Source organism: Sphingopyxis sp. GW821-FHT12C06 (assembly GCF_058807415.1).
Window position 1 is genome coordinate 367,863 of sequence record NZ_JBXAQR010000005.1, and the last position, 24,426, is coordinate 392,288.

The window sequence follows — 24,426 nt, forward strand, 5'->3', positions numbered from 1 at the left end:
ATGGAGGCGCGGATAAGCGAGAGTCGGCGCAAAGTCAATCGCCATCGCGGGTTTCCGGCTTCGTTAGCCTGGCCTTCGCCCGTCGCCGCGCCGCGCTCGCGCGCTGCATCACACGGTCGGTCCAGCCGGCATAGCGCGGATGGCGCCATTTGAAACGCACATAGATGCGCTTCGCCCACGCGCTGTTCTGAAGACAGAGCATCAGGCCGACCGGGAACAAAATGATAAAGCCGGGGCCGGGCAGGATGCCGATGATCGGTGCCAGGATCATCAGCACCACGCCCAGGATGAACAGCGTCAGGCGAACCTGCGCGGTCGACCGCAAACGTTGATAGAGGCCGAGCTTCGCCATGACGGCCGATGTGGGGAGGCGTACGCCGGGTTGCAACCGCCGCGACGGGCTAGTTCACCACAACAAATCGCGCCATATCCTCGCGCGTTAGATAGCGGACCTCGTCGAACGGGGTGCTGTTGGTCAGCGCGTAAAAGGCGCGCGCCTTGGCATCGGGCATCCCCATTTCGCGATAATAGCTCAGATATTCGGCGTGGACCGGATCGCTCGCGGGGTAGTCGTTCGCCTCGCGGCCGGTTTCGTCGGCCCAGCTATGGACGCCGAATTCGGCATCGGGTGCCGCGCTGCGCCGCACCCCGGCGAGCCACAGTTCGACCGCGCCCGACCGCACCGATCCGCCGCTCGGCACGACGGTTTCCATGCCCGCACGGCGAATCGCGCGCGCGAGGATCAGGTTCGCTGCTTCATCGAGGCTGCCGGGACAATCGAGCATTTCCAGGCGCTTGAGCCCGGGGTGCGCCGCAAGCATCGCCGCAAACTGGCGCGGCGTCCGGCCATCGACATCGCCCGCCATGCGCGCGGTCTGGCCGTTAATCACCGAAAAGGGGCCATAGCGGGCCTGGGCATGGCCAAGCGTCGCGAGCACCGCATGGGGCGCATAGCGGCGCGTTGCGCCCTGCGTCTTGTCGACTGCCACATCCGCGAGCGTCTCGTCATCGAGCAGCGCGACATTCTCGTCGATCGCGCGCGCGTCGTCGTCCGTGTCTTCATAGGTCCAGCTAACGGTCGTGGTGACGATCACCATCTGCTGCTGCGCGTGCGCCTGCGCGGGCGCGAACGCCAGCACCGCCGCGCAAAGTGCGACGATCAACGTGCGAACGAGGGCGACCTGCAAGATCATGATCCCGTCCTTGCGCGAGCACGCCTACCAAGGCGTCAAACGGCACGGTCAGCAGAATATTAACTCTGTTGCAGGGAGGAAGTTCCCCGGCCGGGGCCGGGGAGGATCGGGACGGTTTGACTCAATCGCGGTCGGGCGCACCGCCGGGGAAATAGCCACGATAGCGCCGCCCGCCATCGACCGCTCGGGCGACCGACGGCCGCGCGAGCAGGCGGGCGCGATAGGCGCGCAGATTTTCGAAGTGCACCGGAATTTCATGCACCCAGTCGGCGTAGAAGAGCGACGGCGCAGCCGCGCAATCGGCGAGTGTGAACCCCGCCGGGGTCGCCCAGCCGTCGCCTGCCAGTTCCTTGTCGAGCCATGCGTAAATCGTGTTGAGCCCGGCCTTCGCTTTCTCGACGATCATCGGTGCATGGCCTTCGGGGCCGCGGATGCGGTCGTTCACAATTTCCTGCATCACCGCCATGACGTGGAGGTCGAAGACGCGGTCCATCTGCCGCACTTTCAACGCGGCGTCAGCGTCTTCGGGGATCATCCACGGTTCGGGCTGAACGCGGTCGAGATATTCGATGACGATCGAGGTCTCGAACAGGGTCCGGTCACCATCGACGAGCAGCGGAAATTTGCCCACTGGCCACAGCGCGTAAAGCTCTTTGGCATGCGCCGGAAATTCGGGGTCGACGTTGCGATATTCGAAATCGAGACCCTTTTCATAAAGCGCGATCTGCGCCTTCCAGCTGTAGGACGAAAAGGGGTGGCCATAGAAAATCAGCATCAGCGCGCATCCTTGCGTGTGAACATCCAGCCGAGCGGCAGCCCGACGAAGAAAATATGGGGAAAGAGCGCGATTGCGCCCTTGAGCATGGCGGTCGGGGGAAATGGCGATCCAAAGCGCAGCGGCAGGACGAGCGCGTTCATCACCAGATAGAGAATCAGGCCATAGACGGAGCCGATCAGCCACCATGGCCATCCGGCTGGCCAGAGGCGGCGGGTGGCGACGAAGGTCCAGACCATGACACCCATGATCGCAAAATGGGTCGCCAGCCCGGCAACGTCGCCGCCAAAGCCCCACGTCCGTGCGCCGTCACCGAACGGTCCGCTCGCGACCGCGTGCAACATGGACGAGACGGTGCCGCCCTGCGCCACGCTCGCCACCGCCGCATAGACGATGTCGAGCGTAGCGCAGAGCAGCCAGGCGTTGAGCGCGGGGCTACGCCGCGCCAACTTCTTCGCCCCGGATTGCGGCTTCGATCGCGGCGACGTCGATCTTCTTCATCGTCATCATCGCCTCGAACGCGCGCTTGGCGGCGGCCTTGTCGCCGCCCGTCATCACCTCGGTCAGCGCGCGCGGGGTGATCTGCCACGAAATTCCCCATTTGTCCTTGCACCAGCCGCACATGCTTTCCTGTCCACCATTGCCGACGATGGCGTTCCAGTAGCGGTCGGTTTCTTCCTGATCGCGGGTGTCGATCTGGAACGAAAAAGCCTCGCTGTGCTTGAAGGTCGATCCGCCGTTGAGGCCGATGCAGGGAAAGCCGAGCACGGTGAAATCGACCGTCAGGACGGCGCCTTCGGGGCTGCTCGGATTATCGGCGGGGGCGCGGTGGGCAGCACCGACATGGCTGTCAGGAAAGGTCGCGGCATAGAAATTCGCCGCTTCCTCGGCGTCCTTGTCGTACCAGAGGCAGAGGGTTGCTTTGGTCATCATCCTTCTCCTTTGATGGGGGTGCCGATCGACCAGAGATGACCGAAGGGGTCTTTCACCTGCGCATAGCGGTCGCCCCAGAACATATTCTCGGGCCCCATCACCACGGTCGCGCCGGCATCGACCGCGCGCCGGAACCAGGTGTCGGTGTCGTCGACCTGCAGGTGTAAAGTCACGCCGTCGGGCTTGCCCGAGGGCTCGCTGACATATTCCGGAAATTCGTCGTGCATCATCAGCGACGCGCCGTTGACGTGGAGGTGCGCGTGCATCAGCCGCACCCCGTCGTCGGCGGGTACCCGCACCTGTTCGACTGCGCCGAACGCCTTTTTGTAGAATTCGATCGCCTCGCTCGCGCGCTTGTCGGCAATCGCGATATGCGGGGTCAGGCCGCCGGTCGGCCCGTGATTGGGTTGTGCCATCGTCTCTCTCCTTCGCTTGTGTTTATCGTTTGCGCGGCCCGACGAAGCCGACCGCGGCGCCCTGCGGGTCGACCGCGTTCATCGCAAATTCGCCGCCGGGGATTTCCATCGGTTCGTTGGTGACGGTACCACCATTGGCGGTGACCGCGGCGTGGGCGCGGTCGATATCGTCGACGCCGATGTAGAAATTCCACGCCGGCACCGGATAGCCTTCCATCAGCGGCATCACCGCGCCGAGCCCGACGCCGCCGCGTTGGAGGAAGCGATAGGCGCCCATCTCGCCCATATCCATTTCGCCTTCCTGACCCCAGCCGAAGTGCTTTTTATAGAAGGCGATCGCGGCGCCGGGATCGCTCGTCGCCAGCTCGTTCCAGCGCACATGCTGCGCCTCGGTCACCGAGAAGACGTCGCTTTCGCTCTTCTCCATGCCCGCGGGCGGGATCGGGGCCATGATATAGAAGGCCGCGCCCTGCGGGTCCGACACCATCGCGATCCGCCCGACGGGCAGGTCGGTCGCGGGCATGTGCAGCGCGCCGCCATCAGCCTTGATCGCGGCGATACTCGCGTCGACATCGGCAACCTCGAGATAGCCGAGCCAGCAAGGCCGCGCCCCGCCAGCGAGCATGTCGGCATTGAGCGCCAGCACGCCGCCGGCATTGCCGCCGTCGCTGCGCCCGATCATGCGATAGTCGACGCCGCCTGCGCCGGTTTCCCCGTGCGCCGCGATGTTCCAGCCGACGACGGCGCCATAGAAGGCCGCCGCACCCGCCGAGTTGCTGGTCATCAGCTCGTACCAGATGAAATTGGATGCCTTGGTCATCGTCTTTCTCCTTGCGAAAAGGTCAATAGGTGAGGCTAGGGAAGAAGCTGCCGCGCCCCTCCGGCGTCATGTCGAGCAGCCCCCACAAAGGATCGACTAGGTCGCCGGCGCGGTGGTGCTGGCCGGGATCCCCGGGCTCATAGGCCATCTCGCTACCCCAGACGTGGCGAACACGGCCGCCCGTCTGGTGAAAGACATTGAAGATCGTCTCGTCCCAATTTTCGTCCGGCTTCATCCCGCGCTCGGTGCGCTTGGCGTCGGTCAGCTTGCGGGTGTCGCCATAATAATCGGCCGAATAGCGGCCTTCGCTATCGGACAGGAAGCTCAGGTGCGGCCAGCGCCGCTCGCGCGCCCACGCCTCCAGCCGCGCGATCGGCGACTTGGCGACGATATAGAGCGGCGCGCGCTGGCCGACGTGCCGCGCGCTGCCGTCGATCGCGTCGAGCATATGGGTGCAGCCGGGGCAGGGCGTGTCGCGGTCGGCCCCGAACATGAAGCTGTAGAGGAGGATACTGGGGTGATTACCGAACAATTCGGACAGCTTCACCGGCTCGCGCCGCTGATGCACCCCGATGCGCTCGAACACATAATCTTCGCCGATCTCGCCGCCGGGCGGCAATGCGCGACGCTTCGCGGCGACCGCCTCGATCTGGCGGCGCAGCGCGATCTCGTCGTTCAACAGCTCGATCCGCGCCGCGCGATAGGCGGCGCTTTCATTGGGGAAGGACAGATATTCCATATTCCGTCTCCTTCGCCGCATCGGGCGGCGTGGCCTATAGCCGGTGCAGCCGCAGCGGCTTGCTGTTCGCGCGCGCGATCACGGCCTTTGCTTCAAGATCGAGCTGGACACCCTTCAGCCACCATCCCGCCTTGGCGCCGCCAGGGAAGAGCTCCTCGGGCAGCAAGGGCAACACGCCCGCCTTGATTTCGGCGACCGTCAGCCCCGGTTCGGCCTCTGGCACCACCGCCAGCATCGCATCTTTCATTGCGTCATATTTGGCCTTGTCGACGCGCACGACATGGCCGGGGCTCATGACATTGTGCATCTCGACGCGCTCGATGACCTTGCTCATCGCCGAAATCCCTTCGTCGCTTCGATCGGCGGGGCGCGAAAACCCATCGCGATCCACGCCGTCAGCAACCGCCACATGAACTTGCCCGACGGCGACGCATAATTGGGGATGTCGCCCGGCAGTTCGACATCCTCGCGCCGGTCCTTGACCATCGTCCGCATTTCGGCCGGTGGCCGTTCCTGCTCGGCGATGCGTCCCGAATAGACGCTCAGCCAATGCCCCTTGGTAAACTCGAGACAGATCGGCGAGTTGCAACAGCGCGACACAAAACGCCGCGTCGGTGCATCGGGGGTCAGACGATGTTCGCCCAGCTGTTCCGATCCCGACAGCCAGGTTACGCGATCCTTGCGCGCGAGCACAAATGGCGTCCCGCCGTCCTTGTCCAGCACCCCCGGGGCGCCGGGCAGCGCATCGAACGCCTGCCCGGCCTGCTGGCAACTGTGGCAATAGCAGGTCGCGACCGTGATCGGCTTTCCCGCCAGCTCCAGCGTCACCGCGCCGCATTGGCACGACGCGGTGCGCCTTTCGGTCCGATCGCTCCGATGCATGTCGGTCATCGAACGATCTCCGCGCTCAGGCTTCGACGATCGGGGCGAAGCCGCCATAAATCATCCGCGCGCCGTCGAACGGGGTGTTGTCGGGATCGGGCTTCATCCGGTCGTCGGCCATCATCTTTTCCCAGCCGGCGGTGCGGGCTTCCTTGTCCGGCCATTCGACCCAGCTGTAGACGACGCTCTCGCCATCCTTCTTGTGCGCCGCGCGGCTATAGTCGGTGACCTTGCCGTCGGGGACATCGTCGCTCCACGCCTCGACGACGCGCGTTGCGCCATAGTCGCGGAAGACTTCGGACGCCTTCTGCGCGAGCGCACGATAGGCCTCCTTATTTCCGACGGGGACGGGCACGATATAGCCGTCGACATAACCGGTCTCGCCCTTCGCCCGATCGTCGACGATCGAATCGAACCCGCCGATGATCATCCGCTTGCCGTCAAAGGGCATGTCGCCGCCCATCGCCGCCATCCTCGGATCGCTCATCATCTTCGCATTCGCGGCGTCGCGGGTTGCCTTGTCGGGATATTCGAACCAGCTGAAGACGACGGTTTCGTCGGGCTGGGCCTGCACCGCGCCCTTGAAATCATTCACCTTGCCGTCGGGGACATCATCGCCCCAGCATTCGACCATCCGCGCCACGCCAAATTCCTTGAACAGATGCGCGGCGTCGGCGGCATGTTTGCGATAGGCTTCCTTGTTGGCGGTCGGCACCGCGACCACAAATCCTTCTACATAGGTCATCGTCTCTCTCCTTCGGGGGGTGTCAGGCGGGTGGTCCCGCTTCTTCGCTGAAGGCGGCCAACTGGGCCGCCAATGCTTTCCGGAACGCCGGGCGCGCGAGGCAGCGGTCGAGATAGGCCTGCAGTCGCGGCTGCCCGGCGATCAGTCCGGCGTCGACCGCTTCGCGCAGCACCGACGCCATCGCGATGTCGGCGGCGGTGAAGTCGCCAACCAGATATTGTTTGTCGCCCATTGCATCATTGAGCCGGCCGAGCCGGCCCTCGATGAATTCGATCAGGCTGGGGCGGCGCAATTTCGCCCATTCTTCTTCGCGGGCGAAAATATCGACATTGTTCAGCTCGAACAGCATCGGCTCGACGCTGTTATAGGCGGCGAAGATCCAGGCGAGCACACTCGCGCGGCCCTGCGCATCGCGCGGCATCAACCGCGCATCCTTTTCGGCGAGGTGAAGCAGGATCGCGCCGCTTTCGAACAGGCGGACGCCATCGTCGTTGAGCACGGGAACCTGACCCCATGGCTGGAACAGGAAATGGTCGGCGGGGCGGTTGATCGCGCTGATCAGATGCTCGGCATAATCGAGGCCAAGCTCCTCGCACGCCCAGCGCGGGCGCAGGTCGCGGACATGGCCGCGCGCGAATTCGGGCACCCAGTCGAAAGCGGTGATCTCCACGGGAGCGTTCGGGTTGACGGGCATGATGGTTCCTCTCTCTTTTATCGTTGGGGGCGGACTAGAAACCCGCGGGCATCGGCGGCACCTTGTCGTCGAGAAAGGCCGTCGCCATCGCGGCGATCAGCGGCGCCTCGGTCATGATCCCGATGTGCGAGGTTGCAGGCAGGATCGCGAGCCGTGCTTTCGGCGCAGCGGTCAGAAAGCCTTGCGTTGCCGCGGCCACGTCGCCGCCGCCGCGCAGCTTGAACAAGGCGATCGCATGGTCGAGCATGACGCCGTCGGCATCGCCGATGATCACCATCGTCTTGCCGGGGATGGCGCGGATCGCATCGTCGGGCCAGCCAAAGGGCTTCGCGTCGAGCGCCTTGATATTGTCGATCAGCTTCGCGAATTTCGCGGGCGCCGGCGACAGGCGCTTATATTCACTCTCTATCGGGCTTCCCGCGAACATCGCAGGGGTGATCTGCGCGATCCCCGCCAGCACTTCGGGATACCAGCCGTCGAGGTTCGATGTCCCCGACAGGATGATCTGCTTGCCGACCTTGTCCGGGTGGCGGACCGCAAGCGCGACCGCAGTCGATCCGCCCATCGAGTAACCCAGCACATCGGCCTTGGCGACGCCCAGCTTGGCGAGCACTGCGGCGGCGTCATCGGCCATCCGCTCATAGCTCAGCGGACCATCGACCCCGCCCGACATGAATGCGCCGTGGAGGACGAGCAGCGGAGTGCGGCCGGAGGTCAGGTCGCCGTGGACCTGATATTGGATTGCGGCGCCTGCGACATCGACATGGCCATTCTTCGCGGTGGTGGCCGGCTGGTTCGCGGCGGGTGATTGTGTCTGCTTGGTTTGCGCCTGCGCGGGTTGGGGCAGGGCGGTCATGGCGGTCGCGAAGGCGATCAGCGCAAAGGCGCTGCCAAGCTGCGACGGGAAAAAACGATAGGTCATCAAATTATTCCTGTTGCTGGTGAGGCGGAGTCTAGGACCGCTTCCCTTTGATCCACGCGACGACCGACATCGCGTGACCATGACCGAGGTCGTAATCGGCCTTTAGCCAGTCGATGATAGCGCCAGCCTTGATGCCGGGTGCCAAGCCGGCTTCGTCTGCGAGGCCCTTGTCGATCGCGATGGCCTTCAGCGCCTCCGCCGATTTGCCGGTCTTCGCCTCGACATTGTCGATATAGGCCTGAAAGCTCATTGTCCGCCTCCTGTCCGAAGCGGCATCATCGCGCGGACCCGGGGGTCGCGCAGCCACAGCCCGCCCCACAGCATCAGGCCGAGGTAGACGCCGAACAATATGTGGCTGAACAGCGGGCTGCCGATGCGGACATGGGTCGCGATCGCGCCGCCGAGATAGCCGGTGATGATGATCGCGCCGAATATGCTCGTCCGCGGCCAGATATAGAGCAAGGTCGGGATCAGCAGCAGGACCGCGAGCATGGTCATCGTCGGGACGTCGAGCGGCCATCCGAGGCTGGCCGGGGTGTATTTGATCGCAACCTCTGGCGCCACGAGCTTGAGCCCGGCGTCGAAGAGCAGGAAGAGGATCACGAGGCCGCTCAATATGCGGCCGGCGATCACCTGGCCCTTTCCGGGGTTCTGGTCTGTCATCCTCTTCCTCCTCCCTTATCTTGTGGTCAGGCTGCCGCTTCGGCGGGTTCGCCGGCGGGGATTGCGGCGGGGTCCATCCACATCACTTCCCAGATATGGCCATCGGGATCTTCAAAGCTGCGGCCGTACATGAAGCCGAAGTCCTGCGTCGGGGTCGGGTCGGCCGTGCCGCCGGCCTTGACCGCCTTGTCGACCTGTCCGTCGACCGCGTCGCGGCTGTCGGCTGACACGCAGAGCAGGACCTGTGCGGTGGTGTGCGCGTCGGGGATCGCCTTCGACGTGAAGGTCGCCCATTTCGCGTGGGTCAGCAGCATGACGTGGATCGACCCTTCGGCGACCACCATGCAGGCGGCGGTTTCGTCGGTGAAGGCGGGGTTGTTTACGGCACCGACCGCTTCGTAAAAGGCCTTCGACTTGTCGAGGTCGGTGACGGGCAGGTTCACAAAAATCATCTGGGGCATTTTCTCTCTCCTTAAAAATGTCCGGGCGGCATTTGGCGTCGCCCGGCTTTAGTCGTGGCGGCTTTGTTCCGCCGGGGTGGTCTGGTCCGTATCGGTGCGGACATCGGGTGCGGGGCGCTTCATGCCGCGTCTCGCCGGCCGAACAGCATCCGGACATAACGCTTCAAATGGGTGACGCTTTCCCGTGCGATCGCCGGATCGTTCGTCGTTTTCGCCAGAATGAAGCTTCCCTGCAAAACCGACTGGATATGTTGCGCGAGGCCGAGCGCGGTGACGCCTTCGGGCGCGCCGTGGCGGGTCATCGCCGCTTCGATGTCGGGGGTCAGCGCGTCGCAATAGGCGCTGATGCTCGCCTCGCACGCCAGCCGGATCGCGTCGCTCGTCGCAAAGGCTTCCTGCACCATCGTCCCGACGAAGCAGGTGAACTCCTCGACCGGGCCGTCGAGCATCGCAAAGCGGAAATCGATATGGCCGAGCAGGCGGTCGAGCGGATCGTCGAGTCGGGTGTACGGCGGCATCGCGAACATCGGCCGCGCGCGTTCGGTCCACGCCTCGGCCGCCGCAACCGCCAGCGCTTCCTTCGACGCGAAGTGATGGAAAAAGGCGCCCTTGGTCACCCCCGCCACGGCGCAGATCTGGTCGACCGTCGTCGCGGCATAGCCCTGTTTGCGCACCGTCTGATGCGCCGCCGCGATCAACGCCGCCCGCGCACTCCCCCGCGCCGCGCGGCCCGAAGGCGGTGCGCTGGCAGCGGGCGGTGTGGCGCCGGAGGAGGACTGATTCGGGTTCATGCCCATCGACATACCGACTAGTTGGTATGTTGTCAAATCGCCCGCGCCATCCCCGATGTGCGCGAAGATCGAGAAGTTGCGAAAAGACTCGACCTTCCCGCCGCTTGGCCTAAAAAGGCGCGGGGAACAAAGCGAGCACATCGCGTGCCGCTTCCGGGGATTGTCATGGTCGCGATCGTTTCCACCGTCGCCTATCTCGGGCTCGAAGCCCGCGGGGTCGAGGTGCAGTGTCAGGTCACGCCGGGCCTGCCGCGCTTCGTCATCGTCGGCCTGCCCGACAAGGCGGTCGGCGAAAGCCGCGAGCGCGTCCGCGCCGCGATCGCCGCGATAGGCCTGTCGCTCCCGCCCAAGATCATCACTGTCAACCTGTCGCCCGCCGACCTTCCGAAGGAAGGTTCGCACTACGACCTGCCGATCGCGCTCGCGCTTTTGGGCGCGATGGGTGTTGTCGATCCCGAAACGCTCGGCTCTTATGTCGTCGTCGGCGAACTCGGCCTGGACGGCCGCGTCGCGCCGTCGCCGGGGGTGCTGCTCGCCGCGATCCACGCGGGCAGCGAGGATCGCGGGCTCGTCTGCCCGGTTGCGCAGGGACCGGAGGCCGCGTGGGCGGGGAATGTCGAGGTGCTCGCGGCGCCCGACCTGCTCTCGCTGCTCAATCATTTCCGGGGCACCGCTTTGCTCGCGCCGCCGGTGCCGGGCACCGTCGAAGTGCCGCCGCGGAGCGTCGACCTTGCGCAGGTCAAGGGTCAGGAGACCGCCAAGCGCGCGCTCGAGATTGCGGCGGCGGGCGGGCATAATCTGTTGATGGCGGGGCCGCCCGGGGCGGGAAAATCGCTGATGGCGGCGTGTCTTCCGGGCATATTGCCCGATCTTACGCCGTCCGAGGCGCTGGAGGTGTCGATGATCGCCTCGGTCGCCGGAAACCTCGAGGGCGGGCGGCTCGTCCGCGCGCGGCCGTTCCGCAACCCGCATCATTCGGCGTCGATGCCCGCGCTCGTCGGCGGCGGGCTGCGCGTCCGCCCCGGCGAGGTCAGCCTCGCGCATCTCGGCGTACTCTTCCTCGACGAGCTTCCCGAATTTCAGCGCGGGGTGCTCGATTCGCTGCGCCAGCCGCTGGAGACCGGCGAGGTCAGCGTTGCGCGTGCCAATGCGCATGTCACTTTTCCCGCGCGCGTCCAGCTGGTCGCGGCGATGAACCCGTGCCGCTGCGGGCATTTGGGTGACGCGGCGCTCGCATGCAGCCGCGCTCCGCGCTGCGCCGCCGATTATCAGGCGAAACTGTCGGGGCCGCTGCTCGATCGCATCGACCTGCATGTCGAGGTGCAGGCGGTGAGCGCCGCCGACCTCGTTCTGCCGCCCCCCGCCGAAGGCAGCGCCGAGGTTGCCGCGCGCGTCGCCGCCGCCCGCGATGTCCAGACCGCGCGCTATGCCGATCACAAGGCGCGCACCAACGCCGAAATCGACGGCGAGCTGATGGAGGCGGTCGCGACCCCCGACGAGCCCGGCCGCAAATTGCTCGCGCAGGCGGCTGAGGCAATGCGCCTCTCGGCACGCGGCTATACTCGCATCCTTCGGGTTTCGCGGACGATCGCCGACCTTGCGGGCGCCGACACCGTCGGCCGCATCCATGTCGCCGAAGCGCTCAGCTACCGGCGGCAGGCACCGCGCAGTTGACGACGCGCATCGCCTTTGTCGCCGAAATCATCGAGTGGCGCGGGCCAGCACCCTTTCTCTTCGCGCGCATTCCCGACGATCATGTCGGCGAGATTCGCTATGCCGCGCTGTCGGCGAGCTATGGCTGGGGCGTGGTGCCGGTCGTCGCGAAAGTGGGGGGAAGCGAATTCACCACCTCGCTCTTCCCGCGCGACGGCACCTATTTTCTGCCGATCAAGGTGGCGGTTCAAAAGGCCGAAGGCGTCGGGCTTGGCGACCATGTCGGCGTTGCGATGTGGATCGGGCCCGGGAAGGGCTGAGTTCGCTTGCCCCAATCGCAACCTGCCGGATGTTGCCTTCCGGCGAACGCCGGGGCATGATCCAGCGCATGAAATCCGCCCCGTGTACCATCTGCATCGGGTTCCCGCGCTTCTGACGCGAGGAACATAGGAAGCGCGGCAAGTGCCTGCGCTTTTCAGCCTTATTTTGTCTGGATACTGTCCGGCCCCGTGCGGGCCGGCGGTGCGGAAGCTTCATCATGACCAATTATTTCGAAAGCCCGTTCAGGGGCATTACGCTCGACAAGCAAGTCACTCAGCCCAATATCCTTGTCGGACGCTACAGCTATTATTCGGGCTATTATCACGGCCACAGCTTTGACGATTGCGCGCGCTTCATCCTGCCCGATGCCGATGCCGACAGACTCGTCATCGGCAGCTTCTGCTCGATCGGGTCTGGTGCGGCCTTCATCATGGCGGGCAATCAGGGGCACCGGAATGACTGGATCAGCACCTTTCCCTTCTTCTGGATGCCCGATGTCCCGGCGTTCGAGGGGGCCCGAAACGGCTTTCAAGCGACGGGCGACACGGTGATCGGCAATGACGTGTGGATCGGTTCGGAAGCGGTAATCATGCCCGGGATCAGTATCGGGCACGGTGCGGTGGTCGGCACGCGATCGCTCGTGGCGCGCGACGTCGAGCCCTATACCATCGTTGGCGGCAATCCGGCCAAGCCGATCCGAAAGCGTTTCGACGATGCGCGAATCGCGATGCTGCTCGAGATGCAATGGTGGGACTGGACCGACGCGCAACTGCAACCGGCGATGCCGTTGCTCACGAGCGGCGACGTCGAGGCGTTGCACCGCCACTGGCAGGATGCGGTCAGGGAATGAGGTTGCCGGGTGGAGAGCGGCTGGTCCGCTCTCCATTCCTGTCCGCGGCGCGCTTAGTTCGCGACGACTTCCAGCGGTGGCGGGGCCTTGGCAACCGCGGCGCCGTGACGGCGGTGGCTGAGCTTGCCGTCGACCTTGCCGCCGTTTTCGATCGTGATATTTTCGTAGGTCACGTCGCCGGTGATCCGCGCGGTGGCGTGGACGATCAGCGTCTTGGCCTCGATCGAGCCATCGACGAGCCCTGCGATCTTCGCGGTTTCGGCAACGACCGCGCCCTTGATTTCGCTTGCCTCACCCTGCACCAGATTGGCGCATTTCAGATCGCCCTCGATCTTGCCGTCGACGTGCAGGTCGACGCTTGCCGACACATGGCCGGTGACAACGACGTCCGATCCGAGGATCGAAAAGGTCGTGTGGCGCGCGCCCGTCGCCATCTTAGCTGGCACCACGGACGGCGGCGACGGAACCGACGCGCTGTCGGGCATCGGCTTTGACTTCGAGAACATCGGCTTTGGCCTCCAGGAAGCGGCGCGGGTTCACCGCGACGCCGTTCAAACGGACTTCGAAATGCAGGTGGCTGCCGGTCGAGCGGCCGGTCGAGCCCATTTTGGCGATCTGCTCGCCCGCGGCGACCTGTGCGCCGACCCGCGATGTAAAGCCCGACAAATGGGCGTAGCGGGTCATGATACCCTGGCCATGATCGACCTCGACGACATTGCCGTACCCCGACTTCTGTCCGACATAGACGACCTTGCCCGGTGCGGCGGCGAGGATCGGGGTGCCCATCGGGCCGGGAAAGTCGAGGCCGGCGTGCATCGCGCCGGCGCCGGTGAAGGGATCGCTGCGATAGCCATAGCTTGACGACAGCATCAGCACGTCGGCGGGCTTGCCCGAGGGCAGCGCAACGAGCGTGCGTTCGAGCACTTCCATCCGGAACAGGGCGCTTTCAAGCGCGGCAAAGGATTTGCCGAGCGTGCGCGCATGGCCCATGCGGCCGCGATAGGGAATGAAGGGGCCGCCGCGGCCGGCCGCGGCATTGCGTACGAGCGCGGTGGGGTCCATGCCGAGCTTGGCGACCGCGCCTTCGGCATTGGCGGCGCGGGCGTTGACCGCAGTCAGCAAGCGCGTCGCGAAGCTTTCCTGCTGCGCCTCGAGCCGCGCCAGTATCTGCGCCTCGGGCGGCAGCTTCGGGTCGATCATCGCGCTGGTCTTGAGAGGGGGCTTGCCGGCTTTCGCCTCGGCTCCGGTCGCAGGCTGTGCGTCGGCTTCGTCTGTCACTGCGGCGGGTTCGACCCCGAAATGGATCTTCGACCATTCCTCAAGCTGTTCTTGCCGCTGTTCGAGGTCGGCGGCGACTTCGCCGACGCGGTCGCGATACTGGGCGATACGCTGTTCGGCGGCCGCCGCTGCGGCCTGTTTCTGCGCGACTTCGGCGCGCTCGCCGGCGGTGAGGAACTGATTGACCAGCACGGTCAGCATCGTACCCGCCCAGGCGAGCAGTACCAGGCCGGCAATCAACGCAACGCGCTTTTGCCAGACGGCGCTGACACGCAGGAAGCGGACATGCCCGTGCGTGCGCACAAAAATTTCATGGTCCTGAAACAGCGCAGTAAAGCGCTGGCGCCAATGGCGCAGGCCCGTGGTTTTTGAAGACAAGTTACGACCCAGTCTTATGTTTTAATGGAGCCCTCCGCCCCGACTTGGAAGGCGCCTTAACAGCCGCGTGGCGGCGGCGCGAATCTTTGGCCCCCGACTCGCGCCGAATCGAAACCATCGCGCGGTGAACGGTGTCAGAGTATGAGAATACTGCCATTTTTGCAGGATTTTCGGCGCGAATCGGTCGATATTATTGACCGCTTGCTTACCCTTTTTGGCTAGGGCTAAGCGGGTGGAAAGCATGACCAAAATTGCACGATCTCGAGCCGGTGAAGCGGCCATCGAACCGCCGCCGGTGGACCGCGCGCGGCCGCGTTCGGCGGTCAGCGCGGGGGTCGGCCTTGTCGGACTGGCGGGGCTCGCGGCCTATCTGCTGATCGCGCGCCATGCGCCCGAACTTGCGGTCTGGCTGGGGATCGACTGGGGCGATCGCGGGCCGATGAACGGGCCGAATTCGGCGATCGCGAGTGTGCTCGCTTGCGGTGTCCCGATGGTGCTGTGGTCGGTTTTCGTCGACAAGGTTCACCGCAATCCGTCGACCGGGATCGACTGGGCGCAACGCCGGCCGTGGCGCGAGACGCTCGATATCAGCCTGACCAAGCTTGCCGGGCTGTGGGCGACGTGGGGGCTGATCGCACTCGCCTATGCGATGATGCGCTATTATTGGGAGGGCAATTACGCCTTTTCGATGAACCTGCTCGAATCGGTGGCGCCGTGGCTGTTGCTCGTGTCGGTGCCCTATATGTTGTGGCTTGACCGCCGCATGGTCGAGCCGCGCGACGGTTGCTATCAGCTCGGTCGCTGGCTGATTGCACCGGGCCAACCGGTCGACAGCCGCGCGATGGTGCATCATTTCCGCGCCTGGACGGTGAAGGGGTTTTTCACTGCCTTCATGCTGTCGATCGTGCCCGGGAATTTCTCGGCGCTGGTCAGCGTGCCGATGAGCGAGATGCTCGCCAATCCCTACAAGACCGGGATCTGGACGATCAATTTCCTCTATCTGATCGACGTCCATATCGCGACCGTCGGCTATATCCTGACCTTGAAACCGCTCGATGCGCATATCCGCACCGCCAACCCCTACGGGATGGCATGGGTCGCTGCGCTGATCTGTTATCCGCCCTTCATCCTGATGAGCGGCGGTCCGCTCGACTATCAGGTGGGCGGGGCAGACTGGGGCTATTGGCTCGAGGGGCATGACGGGCTGATGACGCTCTGGGCTATTGTCCTCGTTGGCCTGATCGCGGTTTACGCCTGGGCGACGATGGCGTTCGGCATCCGCTTTTCGAACCTGACGCACCGCGGCATCATCACCCACGGACCTTACGCCTTCACGCGGCACCCCGCCTATGTTTCGAAGAATCTCAGCTGGTGGGTCGGGTCGATGCCCTTCCTCGTCACCTCGGGCGGCTGGATCGAGGCGCTGCGCAACACAGTGCTGCTCGCACTGGTGAGCGGAGTCTATTACTGGCGCGCGAAGACCGAGGAGAAGCATCTCCTCGCCGACCCCGCCTATCAGGCCTATTGGAACTGGGCGCAGCATCACGCCTTCGTCCCGCGCCTGTTTGCCCGGCTGACGGGGCGGGGGCGCCCGCTGATCCGGCTCGAACCCGATGAGCGGGTCGGGCCGGTCGCCTAAAAGCTGAGTTCGTCGTAAATTTTGCTGAGGTCGCCGCCCCACGCGCCTTCGTAGCGGTCGAGCAGGTCATGTGCAGGCGAGCGCCCGCGCTTGACGATCTGGCGCAGCGGCTCGAGGAAGCCGACCTCATTGTCGCCCATCGAATTTACCTCGGCGCGCGCAGCAAGGCCTGCTGCCGCGATGTCGAGCACTTGCGTCGCGAGCTCGCCGACGGTGCCGCCGCCTGGCGCGATGGCGCAAAGGCCTTCGCGTGGAACGGCATCGCGGAGCGCCTGCTGCTCTTCGATGCTCCAGTTCTTGACCAGATCCCACGCCGCGTCGAGCGCGCCCTGATCGTAGAGCAGGCCGACCCACAGGGCGGGCAGCGCACAGATGCGGTTCCATGGCCCACCATCGGCGCCGCGCATCTCGAGGAAGCTCTTCAGCCGCACTTCGGGAAAGGCGGTCGACAGATGGTCGTTCCAGTCGGACAGATAGGGCTTTTCGCCCGGCAGCGCGGGCAGTTCGCCCCTCAGGAAGTCACGGAAGCTCTGACCCGCCGCGTCGATATATTTGCCGTCGCGGAAGATGAAATACATCGGGACGTCGAGCATATAGTCGACATAGCGATCATATCCGAAGCCGTCCTCGAACACGAAAGGCAGCATGCCGGTGCGCGCGGGGTCGGTGTCGGTCCAGATGTGGCTGCGGTACGACATAAACCCGTTGGGCTTGCCTTCGGTGAAGGGCGACGAGGCGAAGAGCGCGGTGGCGAGCGGTTGCAGCGCCAGCGACACGCGGAATTTCTGTACCATGTCGGCCTCGCTCGAATAATCGAGGTTGGTCTGGATCGTGCAGGTGCGCAGCATCATGTCGAGCCCCATCGTGCCAACGCGCGGCATATGGTCGAGCATGATCTTGTAGCGGCCCTTGGGCATGATCGGCAGTTCGGCGCGCGTCTTGTCGGGCCACATGCCGAGCCCGAGGAAACCGAGACCCAGTTCGGCGCCGACTTCCTTGACCTGTTTCAGGTGGCGGCCGGTTTCGGCGCAGGTCTGGTGCAGATTTTCGACGGGCGCACCCGACAGTTCGAGTTGGCCCGCGGGTTCGAGGCTGACGGTGCCGTCGCTGCCCGCGAGCGCTATAACCTTGCCGCCCTCGATCACCGGTTCCCAGCCGAAACGGGTCAGCGCCATCAACAGATCGTGGATGCCGCCGGGCTCGTCATAGCTTGGTGCGCGATGATCGGCGGTGCGATACACGAACTTCTCGTGCTCGGTGCCGATGCGCCATCGGTCCTTGGGCTTTTCGCCCTTGATCATGGGGGCCGCGAGCTGGTCGCGGCTTTCGACGATGGGATCGTTGCTGTCCGATGCGGTGCGCGTGCTCATATCGCGCCATTATACGGTTCGGTACAGAAAGCAATCGGGGGCGTCGTCCGCGGCAATATTGCCCGGCTAGTTGATCGTTGCGTTGAAGGTGATCGCCATCGATGCCGCCGCCGCCAGCGTTGCCGTGATTGCTGACAGGGTTGTGCCGCTGATCGATGCGCCGAACGGATCGCTTTCATCGGCGCCGCTCGCATTATCATCCTCGACCGTCGTGGCCCCGGCACAGCTTGTCCCGCTGCGCAGCGATCCGGGAACGAAGCTCGTCGTCGCGGGCAGCGCATCGGTGATGTTGATCGCCGTCGCGGTCGCGCTGCCATTGTTGGTGACGAGGATGCAGTACAGCATCGTCGCACCCGGGATCGCCTTGGGATTGGTGGTACCGTTCACCGGGTCGCTGACGAGGCTGCTCGTCTTGGCGATCGCCAGATTGGCGACCGGGCGGCAGAAGCTGATGTCGTGGATCGCCATGCCCTGCTGGCCGGGGTTGGCGGGCGCGAGGCTGTGGCTGCCATAGGTGATGGTGATGCTGTCGACCGGCGCGGCAAATGTCACGACGACGGTGCCGTCGGCGCTGCCGTCGGCGGACAATCCGTCGCCATAGGCGCTGTTGCCGATCACATAATTGGCGACACCGTTGGTCAGCGTCGGTGTGACGGCCGCCCCGTTATAGCTGCCCGTCACCGTCACGCGATCGGCGAACTGGCCCGATGCAAAATCGAGGTCGAACAGTCGGAACTGCGCGCCCGGGACCGCAGTCGGCAGGGTGATCGTCGAGGTGACCGTGCCCGCCTGGCTGGTGAAATCGACGAGCTCGAAAATCGAATATTGCGCCGGGGAGAAGCCGCCGGTGATGACATTCTGCCGCGTCGGCGACTGGCCGCCATAGGTCGCGTTGCTCAGGAAGGAGCCGCCGCTGATCGCGATGCCGATGTTCATCGTGCCGATCGCGGTCAGCGAATAGCTGGCACTGGTCGTCCCTGCCGTCCAGCTGACGCTGTCCCAATCGTGCACGGTGATGCCCGCCGGACAGACGAGCGTCGGTGGCGTCCCTGCGGTGCGCGTTCCCGACACGGTGAAGCTGGCGGTGGCATAATCATCCTCGCCCGCGGCGCCATTGCCCGGCGTCGAATCGAGGTCGACAACCGACGACGCCGTAATTTCTGCGACATTGGCGATCGTCACCCCCGAAGAGGCGACGACGGTGCCGCTGACCGTCAGCGTCCGCGTCGTGCCCGGCGGGATGCTGCCGACCGTCCATATGCCGGTGCCGCTGTTGTAAGTGCCGAACCCCGATGCGCTGGCGAAGCTGAATCCTGCAGGCAGCACGTCGAGGACGGTCACGCCGGTCGCAGTGCTCGGCGAGGCGGCCGCATTGGTGACGCTAAGCGTATAGCTGATGCTCGCGCCCGATGCCGGCGCCGCATTGCTGACGCTCTTGCTCAGCGACAGGTCGGCGTAGGCGGCCGGACGGCTGGTGAGATACAGGTCGGCGCGGGTGAAGCTGCCATTGTCGGACGATGGAAACTGGTCGCAAATTTCGAGTCGCCACGTACCGGACGCGTTCTCGCCATTGAACGCTGACAGCGGTGCGTTGGGGCGGAAGCTGTTCTGGTACGGCGGCGCGCTGGTCGAATGATTGGTCGTGTCGCCATCGGTGTTGACCGTCTGTGCCGCATCATCGTCGAGCCGGACGTTGTAATTGTCGCCCGAGATAGCGGCGGTGTCGCCGTTGACGAGCTGGACGCGCGTGCCGGCGGGCGATTGCAGGATGATGCGGATATCTCCGCGCCAGCTGTGGGTCGCCAGCATCGCGAGGTCGACATCGCCGACGACATAGCTGGTCGCGACGGTGAAATTGCGCACGAGCGGCGCGGTGCAGGGCGTCGATGCGTTGATCGTCCCGGTCGTCGTGTTGCTGTAGGTGGTCGTCGTCTGCGCCCCGGCCGGCGCGGCGACAAGCGCCATCGCCAGCGAGGCAAGCATCATCAACGCGCGCATGCACTGCATAAACTGGTCCCCACGCCAGCAGTATCGGCCCTGGTCCTGCCGCTGCATGGCGTCTTTATGGGCCGGCCATGGCTAACAGGCGGTTAAAGCTGGGGCGCTTCTGTCCGGTATCGGGACAGTTTTGGCTTTGTCTCAGCCCGTACCCGCCCAGTCGCCATGAAGTGCCATCCACAGGCCGGTCGCCGCGATGGCGGCGGTTTCGGCGCGCAGGATGCGCGGGCCCAGCGTGATTCGCCGCGTCGCCTCACAGGCGAGCAGCAGCGCACGCTCGCGATCGGTAAAACCGCCCTCGGGGCCGGTCAGGATCGCCGCAGGGGCTGGAGCGTCGAGCGCCGTCATCGGCGTGCCGCCCGCCTCGTCGGCGAACAGCAGCGCGCGCTGTGTGGGCCAGTCGCGCAGCAATTGCGGCAGCTTGACCGGCTCGGCGAGGGTGGGGACCGCGGTCCGGCCGCATTGTTCGCAGGCTTCGATAATCTGCGCCTCCAGCCGCTCGCGCTTGACCCGCTCGACGATCGTGCGTTCGGTGATCACCGGTTGCAGCCGGGCGATCCCCAATTCGGTCGCCTTTTCGATGATCCAGTCGAGCCGCGCCTTTTTGACCGGCGCGAAGCAGAGCCACAGGTCGGGTACTTGCTCCAGCGGGCGCATCAGTCGTTCGATCTGCACCGTCAGCGATCGCTTGCCCGCATCGGCGATGACCGCCAGCCACTCGCCGCTGCGGTTGTCGAACAGCAGGATCGGGTCGCCGACCTTCAGTCGCATGACGTTCAGCAGATAATGGGCGGCCGGCCCGTCGATCGCGGGGGCGCCGTCGTCCGCGAGCGGTTGGTCGATGAACAGGCGGGGCGTGCTGGCGGGTGGCCAGGCTGGGGTCGCAGGCATGGCAGGGCGATAGCAGAAGGCGATTCGCCGCGCACCTCCTGTCGTTCTGCGGTTGCTCAGGCAGGGAGAGCGGGGGCGATTATCGATTTGGTAAGCAGTTTGGCCCTAGTGCGAGACGAGCCGTCATGCATCTGGGTGGGCCGCGTGACGGGCCAAGAGGGGTTCAGACCATGCGAGGGACCATCATCAGCCGCGTGCGGCCGGGTGCCAGCAAATTATTTCGCGACCAGGGTGGCAACGCCCTGATTCTGACGGCGGCGGCGCTTCTTCCGATCCTCGGCATTGTCGGGTCGGGCGTCGATATCGGCCGCGGCTATATGGCGCAATTGCGCCTGCAACAGGCGTGCGATGCCGGCGTGCTCGCCGGGCGTCGCGCGATGGCCGGCGGCGATTATGGCGCGTCGCAAAAAGCCGAAGCGAACAAGATGTTCAACGCCAACTTCCCCGCCGGCATCTATGGCAGCCAGGCGATCAGTTTCGTGTCGGTGCCGAGCGGCACGACCGACGTCAAGGGCACCGCGAGCGCGCAGCTGCCGACGGCGATCATGGCGATCTTTAACAAGCCGCAGTTTGACCTGACCGCGAACTGCGCGGCCAAGCTGGAAATTTCCAATACCGATGTGATGCTCGTGCTCGACGTTACGGGTTCGATGTCGCGCACGAACGCCGGAGATTCGGTTTCGAAAATCGTGGGGCTGCGCAACGCCACGATGGTGTTTTTTGACACGCTGACCAAGGCGGAAATCGGCGACGGCAAGCTGCGTTTCGGGGTCGTTCCCTATAGCGGCACCGTCAATGTCGGGGCGATTTTGAACAAGGCGAATCCGGCATGGCTGTCCGACAAGGTGATGATGCCTACGCGGAGTCCGAATTTCGATAAGAATAACAAGTTCAAAGATTACACCTACCAAGACCTGGAGCGCCCGGTTGCTGCAGGCAAAGCTGGCGGGACGCTGAAATTCCCTGTCGGAACCAAGGGGGCGGATGTGTCCGCCACTTGGGCCGGTTGTATTATCGAGCGGGACACCAAGCCGTTCAATGCGACGACGACGGCTCCTGCGGATGCCTATGATATGAATATCGACATGGTGCCGACGAGTGCCGATGCCACCAAGTGGAAATTGTTCCTGCCCGACTTTGCGTTCAGCCGCTCGACCACGGCGCCCAAGACGACGACGAACAATGATCCCAGCTTCAAAGCACTCTTTGACGACGACGGGAATACAGCCGCCTGTCCGGTGCCGGCGATGAAGCTGACCGAGATGAATGCGGCGGGCAAGACCGAATTCACCAACAAGATCGCGTCGCTGAAGCCGGAAGGCAATACCTATCATGACGTCGGTATGGCGTGGGGCGCGCGCCTGCTGTCGCCCGCGGGGCTTTTCGCCAATGAAAATGCGACGGCGGCGAACGGACGCCCAATCAGCCGCCACATCATCTTCATGACCGATGGCGATATGAACACGCCGATGGATAATTACGCGCATCAGGGCGAAGAACAGTCGAGCGGACGCATCGGTGCGACCAGCAATTCCAACGCGATCGCGCGCCACAACAACCGCTTTGTGCAGCTTTGCGAAAAGGCAAAGAATATGCAGGTCGGCAACAATGATGCGAAGGTCACCATCTGGGTGATCGGCTTTGGCACGGCGCTGAACGCTCAGCTCACCCAATGCGCGACGCCCGGCAAGGCTTATCAGACCGGAAGCGCCGAAAAGCTCAAAAGCATATTCCAGTCGATCGCCGATCAGATTTCGCGCCTGAGGTTGTCGCAATGACCCGGGGTCTTCACCAGCGCATGCGTGCTCTCGGCCGGCATCAGCGCGGCGTCGCGGCCATCGAGTTCGCGCTGACCGCGCCGCTCTTCCTGCTCCTGTTGATGGGCATCTTCGATTTCAGCTGGCAATTTTACGCCAAGCAGGTGTTGCAGGGCGCGGTGGCCAAGGCGGCCCGCGATGCGACGCTCGAATATAATGCCACGGATCAGACTGCGCTCGACGCCAAGGTCCGCCGCGAGGTGCAGAGGGTGTTCGTCAACGCCAATGTGACCTTCACGCGCAAAGTCTATGACAGCTTCGACCAGATCGGAAAACCGGAAGCGTTCAAGGACAAGAATGGCAATAACAGCTATGACAGCGGCGAATGTTTCGAGGATTTCAACGGCAACGGCACCTGGGACGCCGATCGCGGAAAGAATGGCAACGGCGGCGCCGACGATGTCGTACTCTATACGGCAGCGATGGAGTTCAAGCGCGTTTTGCCCGTGTGGAAGATGCTGGGCCAGCCGCAGTCGATGACGCTGACGCAGACGACGGTCCTGCGCAACCAGCCCTATCGCGCCGGCACCGACGCCAATCCGGCGAAATGCTCATGACCGCTCGCCGCAAGCCCGTCCGCGTGGCCATGACGCGCTTGTGGCGCGACCGCCGCGCCGCGATTGCGGTCGAAATGGCTTTTGCGATTCCCGGGCTGGTTGTGCTCGGCTTTGGCGGGATAGAAATCGCGAACCTGACCCTGACCCATACACGGATCAGCCAGATCGGACTCAGCGCCGCCGATAATGCCTCGCGCATCGCGTTCGGAAGCAGCCTGTCGCAGCCTTCGATTCGCGAAATCGACATCAACGAGGTGTTCACGGGGGTTGAGGCACAGGCTGCGGGGCTCGATTTCAAGCCCAATGGCCGCATCATCCTCTCCAGCCTCGAACGCAATCCCGAGGACGGGCAATGGATTCACTGGCAGCGTTGCTATGGCGACATGAAAGTCAATTCGGCATATGGTCCGGAAGGAACCGGGATCACCGGGACAACCTTTCCGGGAATGGGCCCCAAAGGCTTGGAGGTAAAGGCGCCGGCCGGTACCGCGGTGATGTTCGTCGAGATCACCTATCAATATAAATCGCTCGTCTATGGCAAGTGGCTGAAGCCGCAGATGATCCGGTCGACCGCCGCTTTCAACATCCGCGAAGGGCGCGACCTGCAGCAAGTCTATAATCCCGCACCCGCCGCGACGCCGTCGCTCTGCACCTGACTGCGATCAGGACGGAAAGGCGAATCAGGCATTTATTGGCGAGGCTGCGGCTGCTATCGCGCTTCACCAACGCATGACCGCCATCCATCCTCCCGACAGCCAGCATCAGGGGCTGATTGCCCTGCTTCCCGCCGGGGCGCGGCCCTATGCGCTGCTCGCGCGCTTCGACCGGCCAATCGGCATCTGGCTGCAATATTGGCCCTGCGCGTTCGGCGTCGCGCTCGCGGGCGGGGCGGTCAGCCATTGGCCGCTGTTTCTGTGGCTGATGCTCGGCGTCGTGGCGATGCGCAGCGCGGGGTGCGTCTATAACGACATTGTCGATCGCGACCTCGATGTGCGCGTCGCGCGCACCGCATCGCGACCCGTCGCGAGCGGCGCGGTTTCGGTGCGCAACGCCGCCTTGTGGATGATCTTCCTGTCGCTGCTCGGCCTGCTCGTGCTCATCCAATTGCCGCTGGCGGCGCAGATTGTTGCGCTCGGCAGTCTGCTGCCCGTCGCCGCCTATCCGTTCATGAAACGCATCACCTGGTGGCCGCAGGCGTGGCTGGGGCTGGTGTTCAGCTGGGGCGCGCTCGTCGCCTGGGTCGCGGTCGGCGGCATCGAAGGGCTTGCGCTGCCGTTGCTCTATGCGGGCTGCATCGCATGGGTGATCGGATATGACACCATTTATGCGCTCCAGGACATCGAGGACGACATGATGATCGGTGTCAAATCGAGCGCGCGGGCGATGGGCCGCCATGTCCGCGGCGGGGTTGCGCTTTGCTATGGTGCCGCGCTTGCCGGCTGGGCGGGGGCGCTGTGGGCCGTGCGTCCCGATCCGCTGGTGCTGGTCGCACTCGTCCCTGCGGCGCTGCATCTGACCGGACAGGTGGTGACGCTCGATCCCGCCAATGGCGCCGATGCCTTGGCGAAATTTCGCAGCAACCGGTTCGCGGGCCTGCTGGTCCTTGCCGCGATGCTGGTGGTCGGCAGCGCGCCCTAGGC

The 24,426-nt window shown here is 64.6% G+C and carries 30 protein-coding genes; 8 read left to right on the forward strand and 22 right to left on the reverse strand.

Going from position 1 to position 24,426, the window contains the following annotated elements:
• Positions 1–34: 34 nt before the first annotated feature.
• From AC1RRJ_RS17000 to AC1RRJ_RS17080, 17 genes are all read right to left on the reverse strand, one after another.
• Complete coding sequence (locus AC1RRJ_RS17000) at positions 35–352, reverse strand: hypothetical protein (RefSeq protein WP_493124771.1); 318 nt, start codon at positions 350–352, stop codon at positions 35–37.
• Positions 353–401: 49 nt separating this feature from the next.
• Entirely contained in the window at positions 402–1,193 is a 792-nt protein-coding gene (locus AC1RRJ_RS17005; RefSeq protein ID WP_493124773.1) for an alpha/beta hydrolase, read from the reverse strand.
• Between the two features lie 121 nt (positions 1,194–1,314).
• Positions 1,315–1,968, reverse strand: a complete 654-nt coding sequence (locus tag AC1RRJ_RS17010; RefSeq protein WP_493124775.1) for a glutathione S-transferase family protein — start codon at positions 1,966–1,968, stop codon at positions 1,315–1,317.
• Complete coding sequence (locus AC1RRJ_RS17015; RefSeq protein WP_493124777.1) at positions 1,968–2,417, reverse strand: hypothetical protein; 450 nt, start codon at positions 2,415–2,417, stop codon at positions 1,968–1,970. Before AC1RRJ_RS17015 ends, AC1RRJ_RS17010 begins: the two co-directional genes overlap by 1 nt.
• Positions 2,404–2,901 carry a VOC family protein gene (locus AC1RRJ_RS17020; protein ID WP_493124779.1) on the reverse strand — a complete coding sequence of 166 codons (498 nt, stop codon included), beginning with the start codon at positions 2,899–2,901 and terminating at the stop codon, positions 2,404–2,406. The genes AC1RRJ_RS17015 and AC1RRJ_RS17020 overlap by 14 nt, the downstream gene beginning before the upstream one ends.
• Entirely contained in the window at positions 2,898–3,317 is a 420-nt protein-coding gene (locus AC1RRJ_RS17025; RefSeq protein WP_493124781.1) for a VOC family protein, read from the reverse strand. The genes AC1RRJ_RS17020 and AC1RRJ_RS17025 overlap by 4 nt, the downstream gene beginning before the upstream one ends.
• A 22-nt stretch (positions 3,318–3,339) precedes the next feature.
• A complete protein-coding gene (locus tag AC1RRJ_RS17030; RefSeq protein ID WP_493124783.1) occupies positions 3,340–4,137 on the reverse strand; it encodes a VOC family protein in 798 nt (265 codons plus the stop codon).
• Positions 4,138–4,159: 22 nt separating this feature from the next.
• Positions 4,160–4,876, reverse strand: coding sequence for a DUF899 family protein (locus AC1RRJ_RS17035; RefSeq protein ID WP_493124785.1), 717 nt, complete (start codon positions 4,874–4,876; stop codon positions 4,160–4,162).
• Positions 4,877–4,910: 34 nt separating this feature from the next.
• Complete coding sequence (locus AC1RRJ_RS17040; RefSeq protein ID WP_493124787.1) at positions 4,911–5,210, reverse strand: DUF6958 family protein; 300 nt, start codon at positions 5,208–5,210, stop codon at positions 4,911–4,913.
• Complete coding sequence (locus AC1RRJ_RS17045) at positions 5,207–5,767, reverse strand: GFA family protein (RefSeq protein ID WP_493124789.1); 561 nt, start codon at positions 5,765–5,767, stop codon at positions 5,207–5,209. The genes AC1RRJ_RS17040 and AC1RRJ_RS17045 overlap by 4 nt, the downstream gene beginning before the upstream one ends.
• A gap of 16 nt (positions 5,768–5,783) precedes the next feature.
• On the reverse strand, positions 5,784–6,503 hold the full coding sequence (locus tag AC1RRJ_RS17050) for a DUF1428 domain-containing protein (protein ID WP_493124791.1): 720 nt from the start codon (positions 6,501–6,503) through the stop codon (positions 5,784–5,786).
• Positions 6,504–6,525: 22 nt separating this feature from the next.
• Positions 6,526–7,197, reverse strand: coding sequence for a glutathione S-transferase family protein (locus AC1RRJ_RS17055; RefSeq protein WP_493124793.1), 672 nt, complete (start codon positions 7,195–7,197; stop codon positions 6,526–6,528).
• A 34-nt stretch (positions 7,198–7,231) separates the two neighbouring features.
• Positions 7,232–8,119: an alpha/beta fold hydrolase gene (locus AC1RRJ_RS17060; RefSeq protein WP_493124795.1), complete on the reverse strand. Its 888-nt coding sequence runs from the start codon at positions 8,117–8,119 to the stop codon at positions 7,232–7,234.
• A 31-nt stretch (positions 8,120–8,150) separates the two neighbouring features.
• Positions 8,151–8,369 (reverse strand): DUF4287 domain-containing protein, encoded by a 219-nt coding sequence (locus tag AC1RRJ_RS17065; RefSeq protein WP_493124797.1) that lies wholly within the window; start codon positions 8,367–8,369, stop codon positions 8,151–8,153.
• Positions 8,366–8,782 (reverse strand): DoxX family protein, encoded by a 417-nt coding sequence (locus tag AC1RRJ_RS17070; RefSeq protein ID WP_493124799.1) that lies wholly within the window; start codon positions 8,780–8,782, stop codon positions 8,366–8,368. Before AC1RRJ_RS17070 ends, AC1RRJ_RS17065 begins: the two co-directional genes overlap by 4 nt.
• A gap of 26 nt (positions 8,783–8,808) precedes the next feature.
• Entirely contained in the window at positions 8,809–9,243 is a 435-nt protein-coding gene (locus AC1RRJ_RS17075; protein ID WP_493124801.1) for a VOC family protein, read from the reverse strand.
• Positions 9,244–9,362: 119 nt separating this feature from the next.
• The gene (locus tag AC1RRJ_RS17080; RefSeq protein WP_493124803.1) at positions 9,363–10,034 is read right to left on the reverse strand and encodes a TetR/AcrR family transcriptional regulator; all 672 of its coding nucleotides are present in this window, start codon (positions 10,032–10,034) and stop codon (positions 9,363–9,365) included.
• A gap of 165 nt (positions 10,035–10,199) precedes the next feature.
• On the opposite strand from AC1RRJ_RS17080, the gene AC1RRJ_RS17085 reads away from it, so the two are divergent.
• The 3 genes from AC1RRJ_RS17085 to catB all read left to right on the forward strand — a co-directional run bounded on the left by AC1RRJ_RS17085 (position 10,200) and on the right by catB (position 12,858).
• Positions 10,200–11,708, forward strand: coding sequence for a YifB family Mg chelatase-like AAA ATPase (locus tag AC1RRJ_RS17085; protein ID WP_493124805.1), 1,509 nt, complete (start codon positions 10,200–10,202; stop codon positions 11,706–11,708).
• Positions 11,705–12,007 (forward strand): DUF1905 domain-containing protein, encoded by a 303-nt coding sequence (locus AC1RRJ_RS17090; protein ID WP_493124807.1) that lies wholly within the window; start codon positions 11,705–11,707, stop codon positions 12,005–12,007. Before AC1RRJ_RS17085 ends, AC1RRJ_RS17090 begins: the two co-directional genes overlap by 4 nt.
• Positions 12,008–12,225: 218 nt before the next feature.
• Positions 12,226–12,858, forward strand: coding sequence for a type B chloramphenicol O-acetyltransferase (gene catB, locus AC1RRJ_RS17095; RefSeq protein ID WP_493124809.1), 633 nt, complete (start codon positions 12,226–12,228; stop codon positions 12,856–12,858).
• A gap of 53 nt (positions 12,859–12,911) precedes the next feature.
• On the opposite strand, the gene AC1RRJ_RS17100 is transcribed toward catB, so the two are convergent.
• The gene (locus AC1RRJ_RS17100; protein ID WP_493124982.1) at positions 12,912–13,292 is read right to left on the reverse strand and encodes a bactofilin family protein; all 381 of its coding nucleotides are present in this window, start codon (positions 13,290–13,292) and stop codon (positions 12,912–12,914) included.
• Between the two features lies 1 nt (position 13,293).
• Positions 13,294–14,514 carry a M23 family metallopeptidase gene (locus tag AC1RRJ_RS17105; protein ID WP_493124811.1) on the reverse strand — a complete coding sequence of 407 codons (1,221 nt, stop codon included), beginning with the start codon at positions 14,512–14,514 and terminating at the stop codon, positions 13,294–13,296.
• 241 nt (positions 14,515–14,755) lie between these two features.
• On the opposite strand from AC1RRJ_RS17105, the gene AC1RRJ_RS17110 reads away from it, so the two are divergent.
• Positions 14,756–16,153 carry a methyltransferase family protein gene (locus AC1RRJ_RS17110; protein ID WP_493124813.1) on the forward strand — a complete coding sequence of 466 codons (1,398 nt, stop codon included), beginning with the start codon at positions 14,756–14,758 and terminating at the stop codon, positions 16,151–16,153.
• Here AC1RRJ_RS17110 and AC1RRJ_RS17115 read toward each other — a convergent pair.
• The 3 genes from AC1RRJ_RS17115 to AC1RRJ_RS17125 all read right to left on the reverse strand — a co-directional run bounded on the left by AC1RRJ_RS17115 (position 16,150) and on the right by AC1RRJ_RS17125 (position 20,412).
• Positions 16,150–17,523 carry a glutamate--cysteine ligase gene (locus AC1RRJ_RS17115; RefSeq protein ID WP_493124815.1) on the reverse strand — a complete coding sequence of 458 codons (1,374 nt, stop codon included), beginning with the start codon at positions 17,521–17,523 and terminating at the stop codon, positions 16,150–16,152. The two genes, AC1RRJ_RS17110 and AC1RRJ_RS17115, sit on opposite strands and share 4 nt — an antisense overlap.
• 66 nt (positions 17,524–17,589) lie before the next feature.
• Entirely contained in the window at positions 17,590–19,509 is a 1,920-nt protein-coding gene (locus AC1RRJ_RS17120; protein ID WP_493124817.1) for a proprotein convertase P-domain-containing protein, read from the reverse strand.
• A gap of 153 nt (positions 19,510–19,662) precedes the next feature.
• Positions 19,663–20,412, reverse strand: a complete 750-nt coding sequence (locus tag AC1RRJ_RS17125; RefSeq protein ID WP_493124819.1) for a 16S rRNA (uracil(1498)-N(3))-methyltransferase — start codon at positions 20,410–20,412, stop codon at positions 19,663–19,665.
• Positions 20,413–20,582: 170 nt separating this feature from the next.
• Between AC1RRJ_RS17125 and AC1RRJ_RS17130 the strand changes: the two genes are divergently transcribed.
• The 4 genes from AC1RRJ_RS17130 to ubiA all read left to right on the forward strand — a co-directional run bounded on the left by AC1RRJ_RS17130 (position 20,583) and on the right by ubiA (position 24,424).
• Entirely contained in the window at positions 20,583–22,190 is a 1,608-nt protein-coding gene (locus tag AC1RRJ_RS17130) for a pilus assembly protein (protein WP_493124821.1), read from the forward strand.
• Entirely contained in the window at positions 22,187–22,786 is a 600-nt protein-coding gene (locus tag AC1RRJ_RS17135) for a TadE/TadG family type IV pilus assembly protein (RefSeq protein ID WP_493124823.1), read from the forward strand. The genes AC1RRJ_RS17130 and AC1RRJ_RS17135 overlap by 4 nt, the downstream gene beginning before the upstream one ends.
• On the forward strand, positions 22,783–23,442 hold the full coding sequence (locus AC1RRJ_RS17140) for a TadE/TadG family type IV pilus assembly protein (RefSeq protein WP_493124825.1): 660 nt from the start codon (positions 22,783–22,785) through the stop codon (positions 23,440–23,442). Before AC1RRJ_RS17135 ends, AC1RRJ_RS17140 begins: the two co-directional genes overlap by 4 nt.
• A gap of 73 nt (positions 23,443–23,515) precedes the next feature.
• Positions 23,516–24,424 carry a 4-hydroxybenzoate octaprenyltransferase gene (ubiA, locus tag AC1RRJ_RS17145; RefSeq protein ID WP_493124827.1) on the forward strand — a complete coding sequence of 303 codons (909 nt, stop codon included), beginning with the start codon at positions 23,516–23,518 and terminating at the stop codon, positions 24,422–24,424.
• Positions 24,425–24,426 lie beyond the last annotated feature (2 nt).

Excerpts from the sequence above, each read along its gene's own strand:
- AC1RRJ_RS17000 (WP_493124771.1), bottom strand. The coding sequence starts at position 352 with ATGGCGAAGCTCGGCCTCTATCAACGTTTGCGGTCGACCGCGCAGGTT.
- AC1RRJ_RS17005 (WP_493124773.1), bottom strand. The coding sequence starts at position 1,193 with ATGATCTTGCAGGTCGCCCTCGTTCGCACGTTGATCGTCGCACTTTGC.
- AC1RRJ_RS17010 (WP_493124775.1), bottom strand. The coding sequence starts at position 1,968 with ATGCTGATTTTCTATGGCCACCCCTTTTCGTCCTACAGCTGGAAGGCG.
- AC1RRJ_RS17020 (WP_493124779.1), bottom strand. The coding sequence starts at position 2,901 with ATGATGACCAAAGCAACCCTCTGCCTCTGGTACGACAAGGACGCCGAG.
- AC1RRJ_RS17025 (WP_493124781.1), bottom strand. The coding sequence starts at position 3,317 with ATGGCACAACCCAATCACGGGCCGACCGGCGGCCTGACCCCGCATATC.
- AC1RRJ_RS17030 (WP_493124783.1), bottom strand. The coding sequence starts at position 4,137 with ATGACCAAGGCATCCAATTTCATCTGGTACGAGCTGATGACCAGCAAC.
- AC1RRJ_RS17035 (WP_493124785.1), bottom strand. The coding sequence starts at position 4,876 with ATGGAATATCTGTCCTTCCCCAATGAAAGCGCCGCCTATCGCGCGGCG.
- AC1RRJ_RS17040 (WP_493124787.1), bottom strand. The coding sequence starts at position 5,210 with ATGAGCAAGGTCATCGAGCGCGTCGAGATGCACAATGTCATGAGCCCC.
- AC1RRJ_RS17045 (WP_493124789.1), bottom strand. The coding sequence starts at position 5,767 with ATGACCGACATGCATCGGAGCGATCGGACCGAAAGGCGCACCGCGTCG.
- AC1RRJ_RS17050 (WP_493124791.1), bottom strand. The coding sequence starts at position 6,503 with ATGACCTATGTAGAAGGATTTGTGGTCGCGGTGCCGACCGCCAACAAG.
- AC1RRJ_RS17055 (WP_493124793.1), bottom strand. The coding sequence starts at position 7,197 with ATGCCCGTCAACCCGAACGCTCCCGTGGAGATCACCGCTTTCGACTGG.
- AC1RRJ_RS17060 (WP_493124795.1), bottom strand. The coding sequence starts at position 8,119 with ATGACCTATCGTTTTTTCCCGTCGCAGCTTGGCAGCGCCTTTGCGCTG.
- AC1RRJ_RS17065 (WP_493124797.1), bottom strand. The coding sequence starts at position 8,369 with ATGAGCTTTCAGGCCTATATCGACAATGTCGAGGCGAAGACCGGCAAA.
- AC1RRJ_RS17070 (WP_493124799.1), bottom strand. The coding sequence starts at position 8,782 with ATGACAGACCAGAACCCCGGAAAGGGCCAGGTGATCGCCGGCCGCATA.
- AC1RRJ_RS17075 (WP_493124801.1), bottom strand. The coding sequence starts at position 9,243 with ATGCCCCAGATGATTTTTGTGAACCTGCCCGTCACCGACCTCGACAAG.
- AC1RRJ_RS17080 (WP_493124803.1), bottom strand. The coding sequence starts at position 10,034 with ATGAACCCGAATCAGTCCTCCTCCGGCGCCACACCGCCCGCTGCCAGC.
- AC1RRJ_RS17085 (WP_493124805.1), top strand. The coding sequence starts at position 10,200 with ATGGTCGCGATCGTTTCCACCGTCGCCTATCTCGGGCTCGAAGCCCGC.
- catB (WP_493124809.1), top strand. The coding sequence starts at position 12,226 with ATGACCAATTATTTCGAAAGCCCGTTCAGGGGCATTACGCTCGACAAG.
- AC1RRJ_RS17100 (WP_493124982.1), bottom strand. The coding sequence starts at position 13,292 with ATGGCGACGGGCGCGCGCCACACGACCTTTTCGATCCTCGGATCGGAC.
- AC1RRJ_RS17110 (WP_493124813.1), top strand. The coding sequence starts at position 14,756 with ATGACCAAAATTGCACGATCTCGAGCCGGTGAAGCGGCCATCGAACCG.
- AC1RRJ_RS17115 (WP_493124815.1), bottom strand. The coding sequence starts at position 17,523 with ATGAGCACGCGCACCGCATCGGACAGCAACGATCCCATCGTCGAAAGC.
- AC1RRJ_RS17120 (WP_493124817.1), bottom strand. The coding sequence starts at position 19,509 with ATGATGCTTGCCTCGCTGGCGATGGCGCTTGTCGCCGCGCCGGCCGGG.
- AC1RRJ_RS17125 (WP_493124819.1), bottom strand. The coding sequence starts at position 20,412 with ATGCCTGCGACCCCAGCCTGGCCACCCGCCAGCACGCCCCGCCTGTTC.
- AC1RRJ_RS17130 (WP_493124821.1), top strand. The coding sequence starts at position 20,583 with ATGCGAGGGACCATCATCAGCCGCGTGCGGCCGGGTGCCAGCAAATTA.
- AC1RRJ_RS17135 (WP_493124823.1), top strand. The coding sequence starts at position 22,187 with ATGACCCGGGGTCTTCACCAGCGCATGCGTGCTCTCGGCCGGCATCAG.
- AC1RRJ_RS17140 (WP_493124825.1), top strand. The coding sequence starts at position 22,783 with ATGACCGCTCGCCGCAAGCCCGTCCGCGTGGCCATGACGCGCTTGTGG.
- ubiA (WP_493124827.1), top strand. The coding sequence starts at position 23,516 with ATGACCGCCATCCATCCTCCCGACAGCCAGCATCAGGGGCTGATTGCC.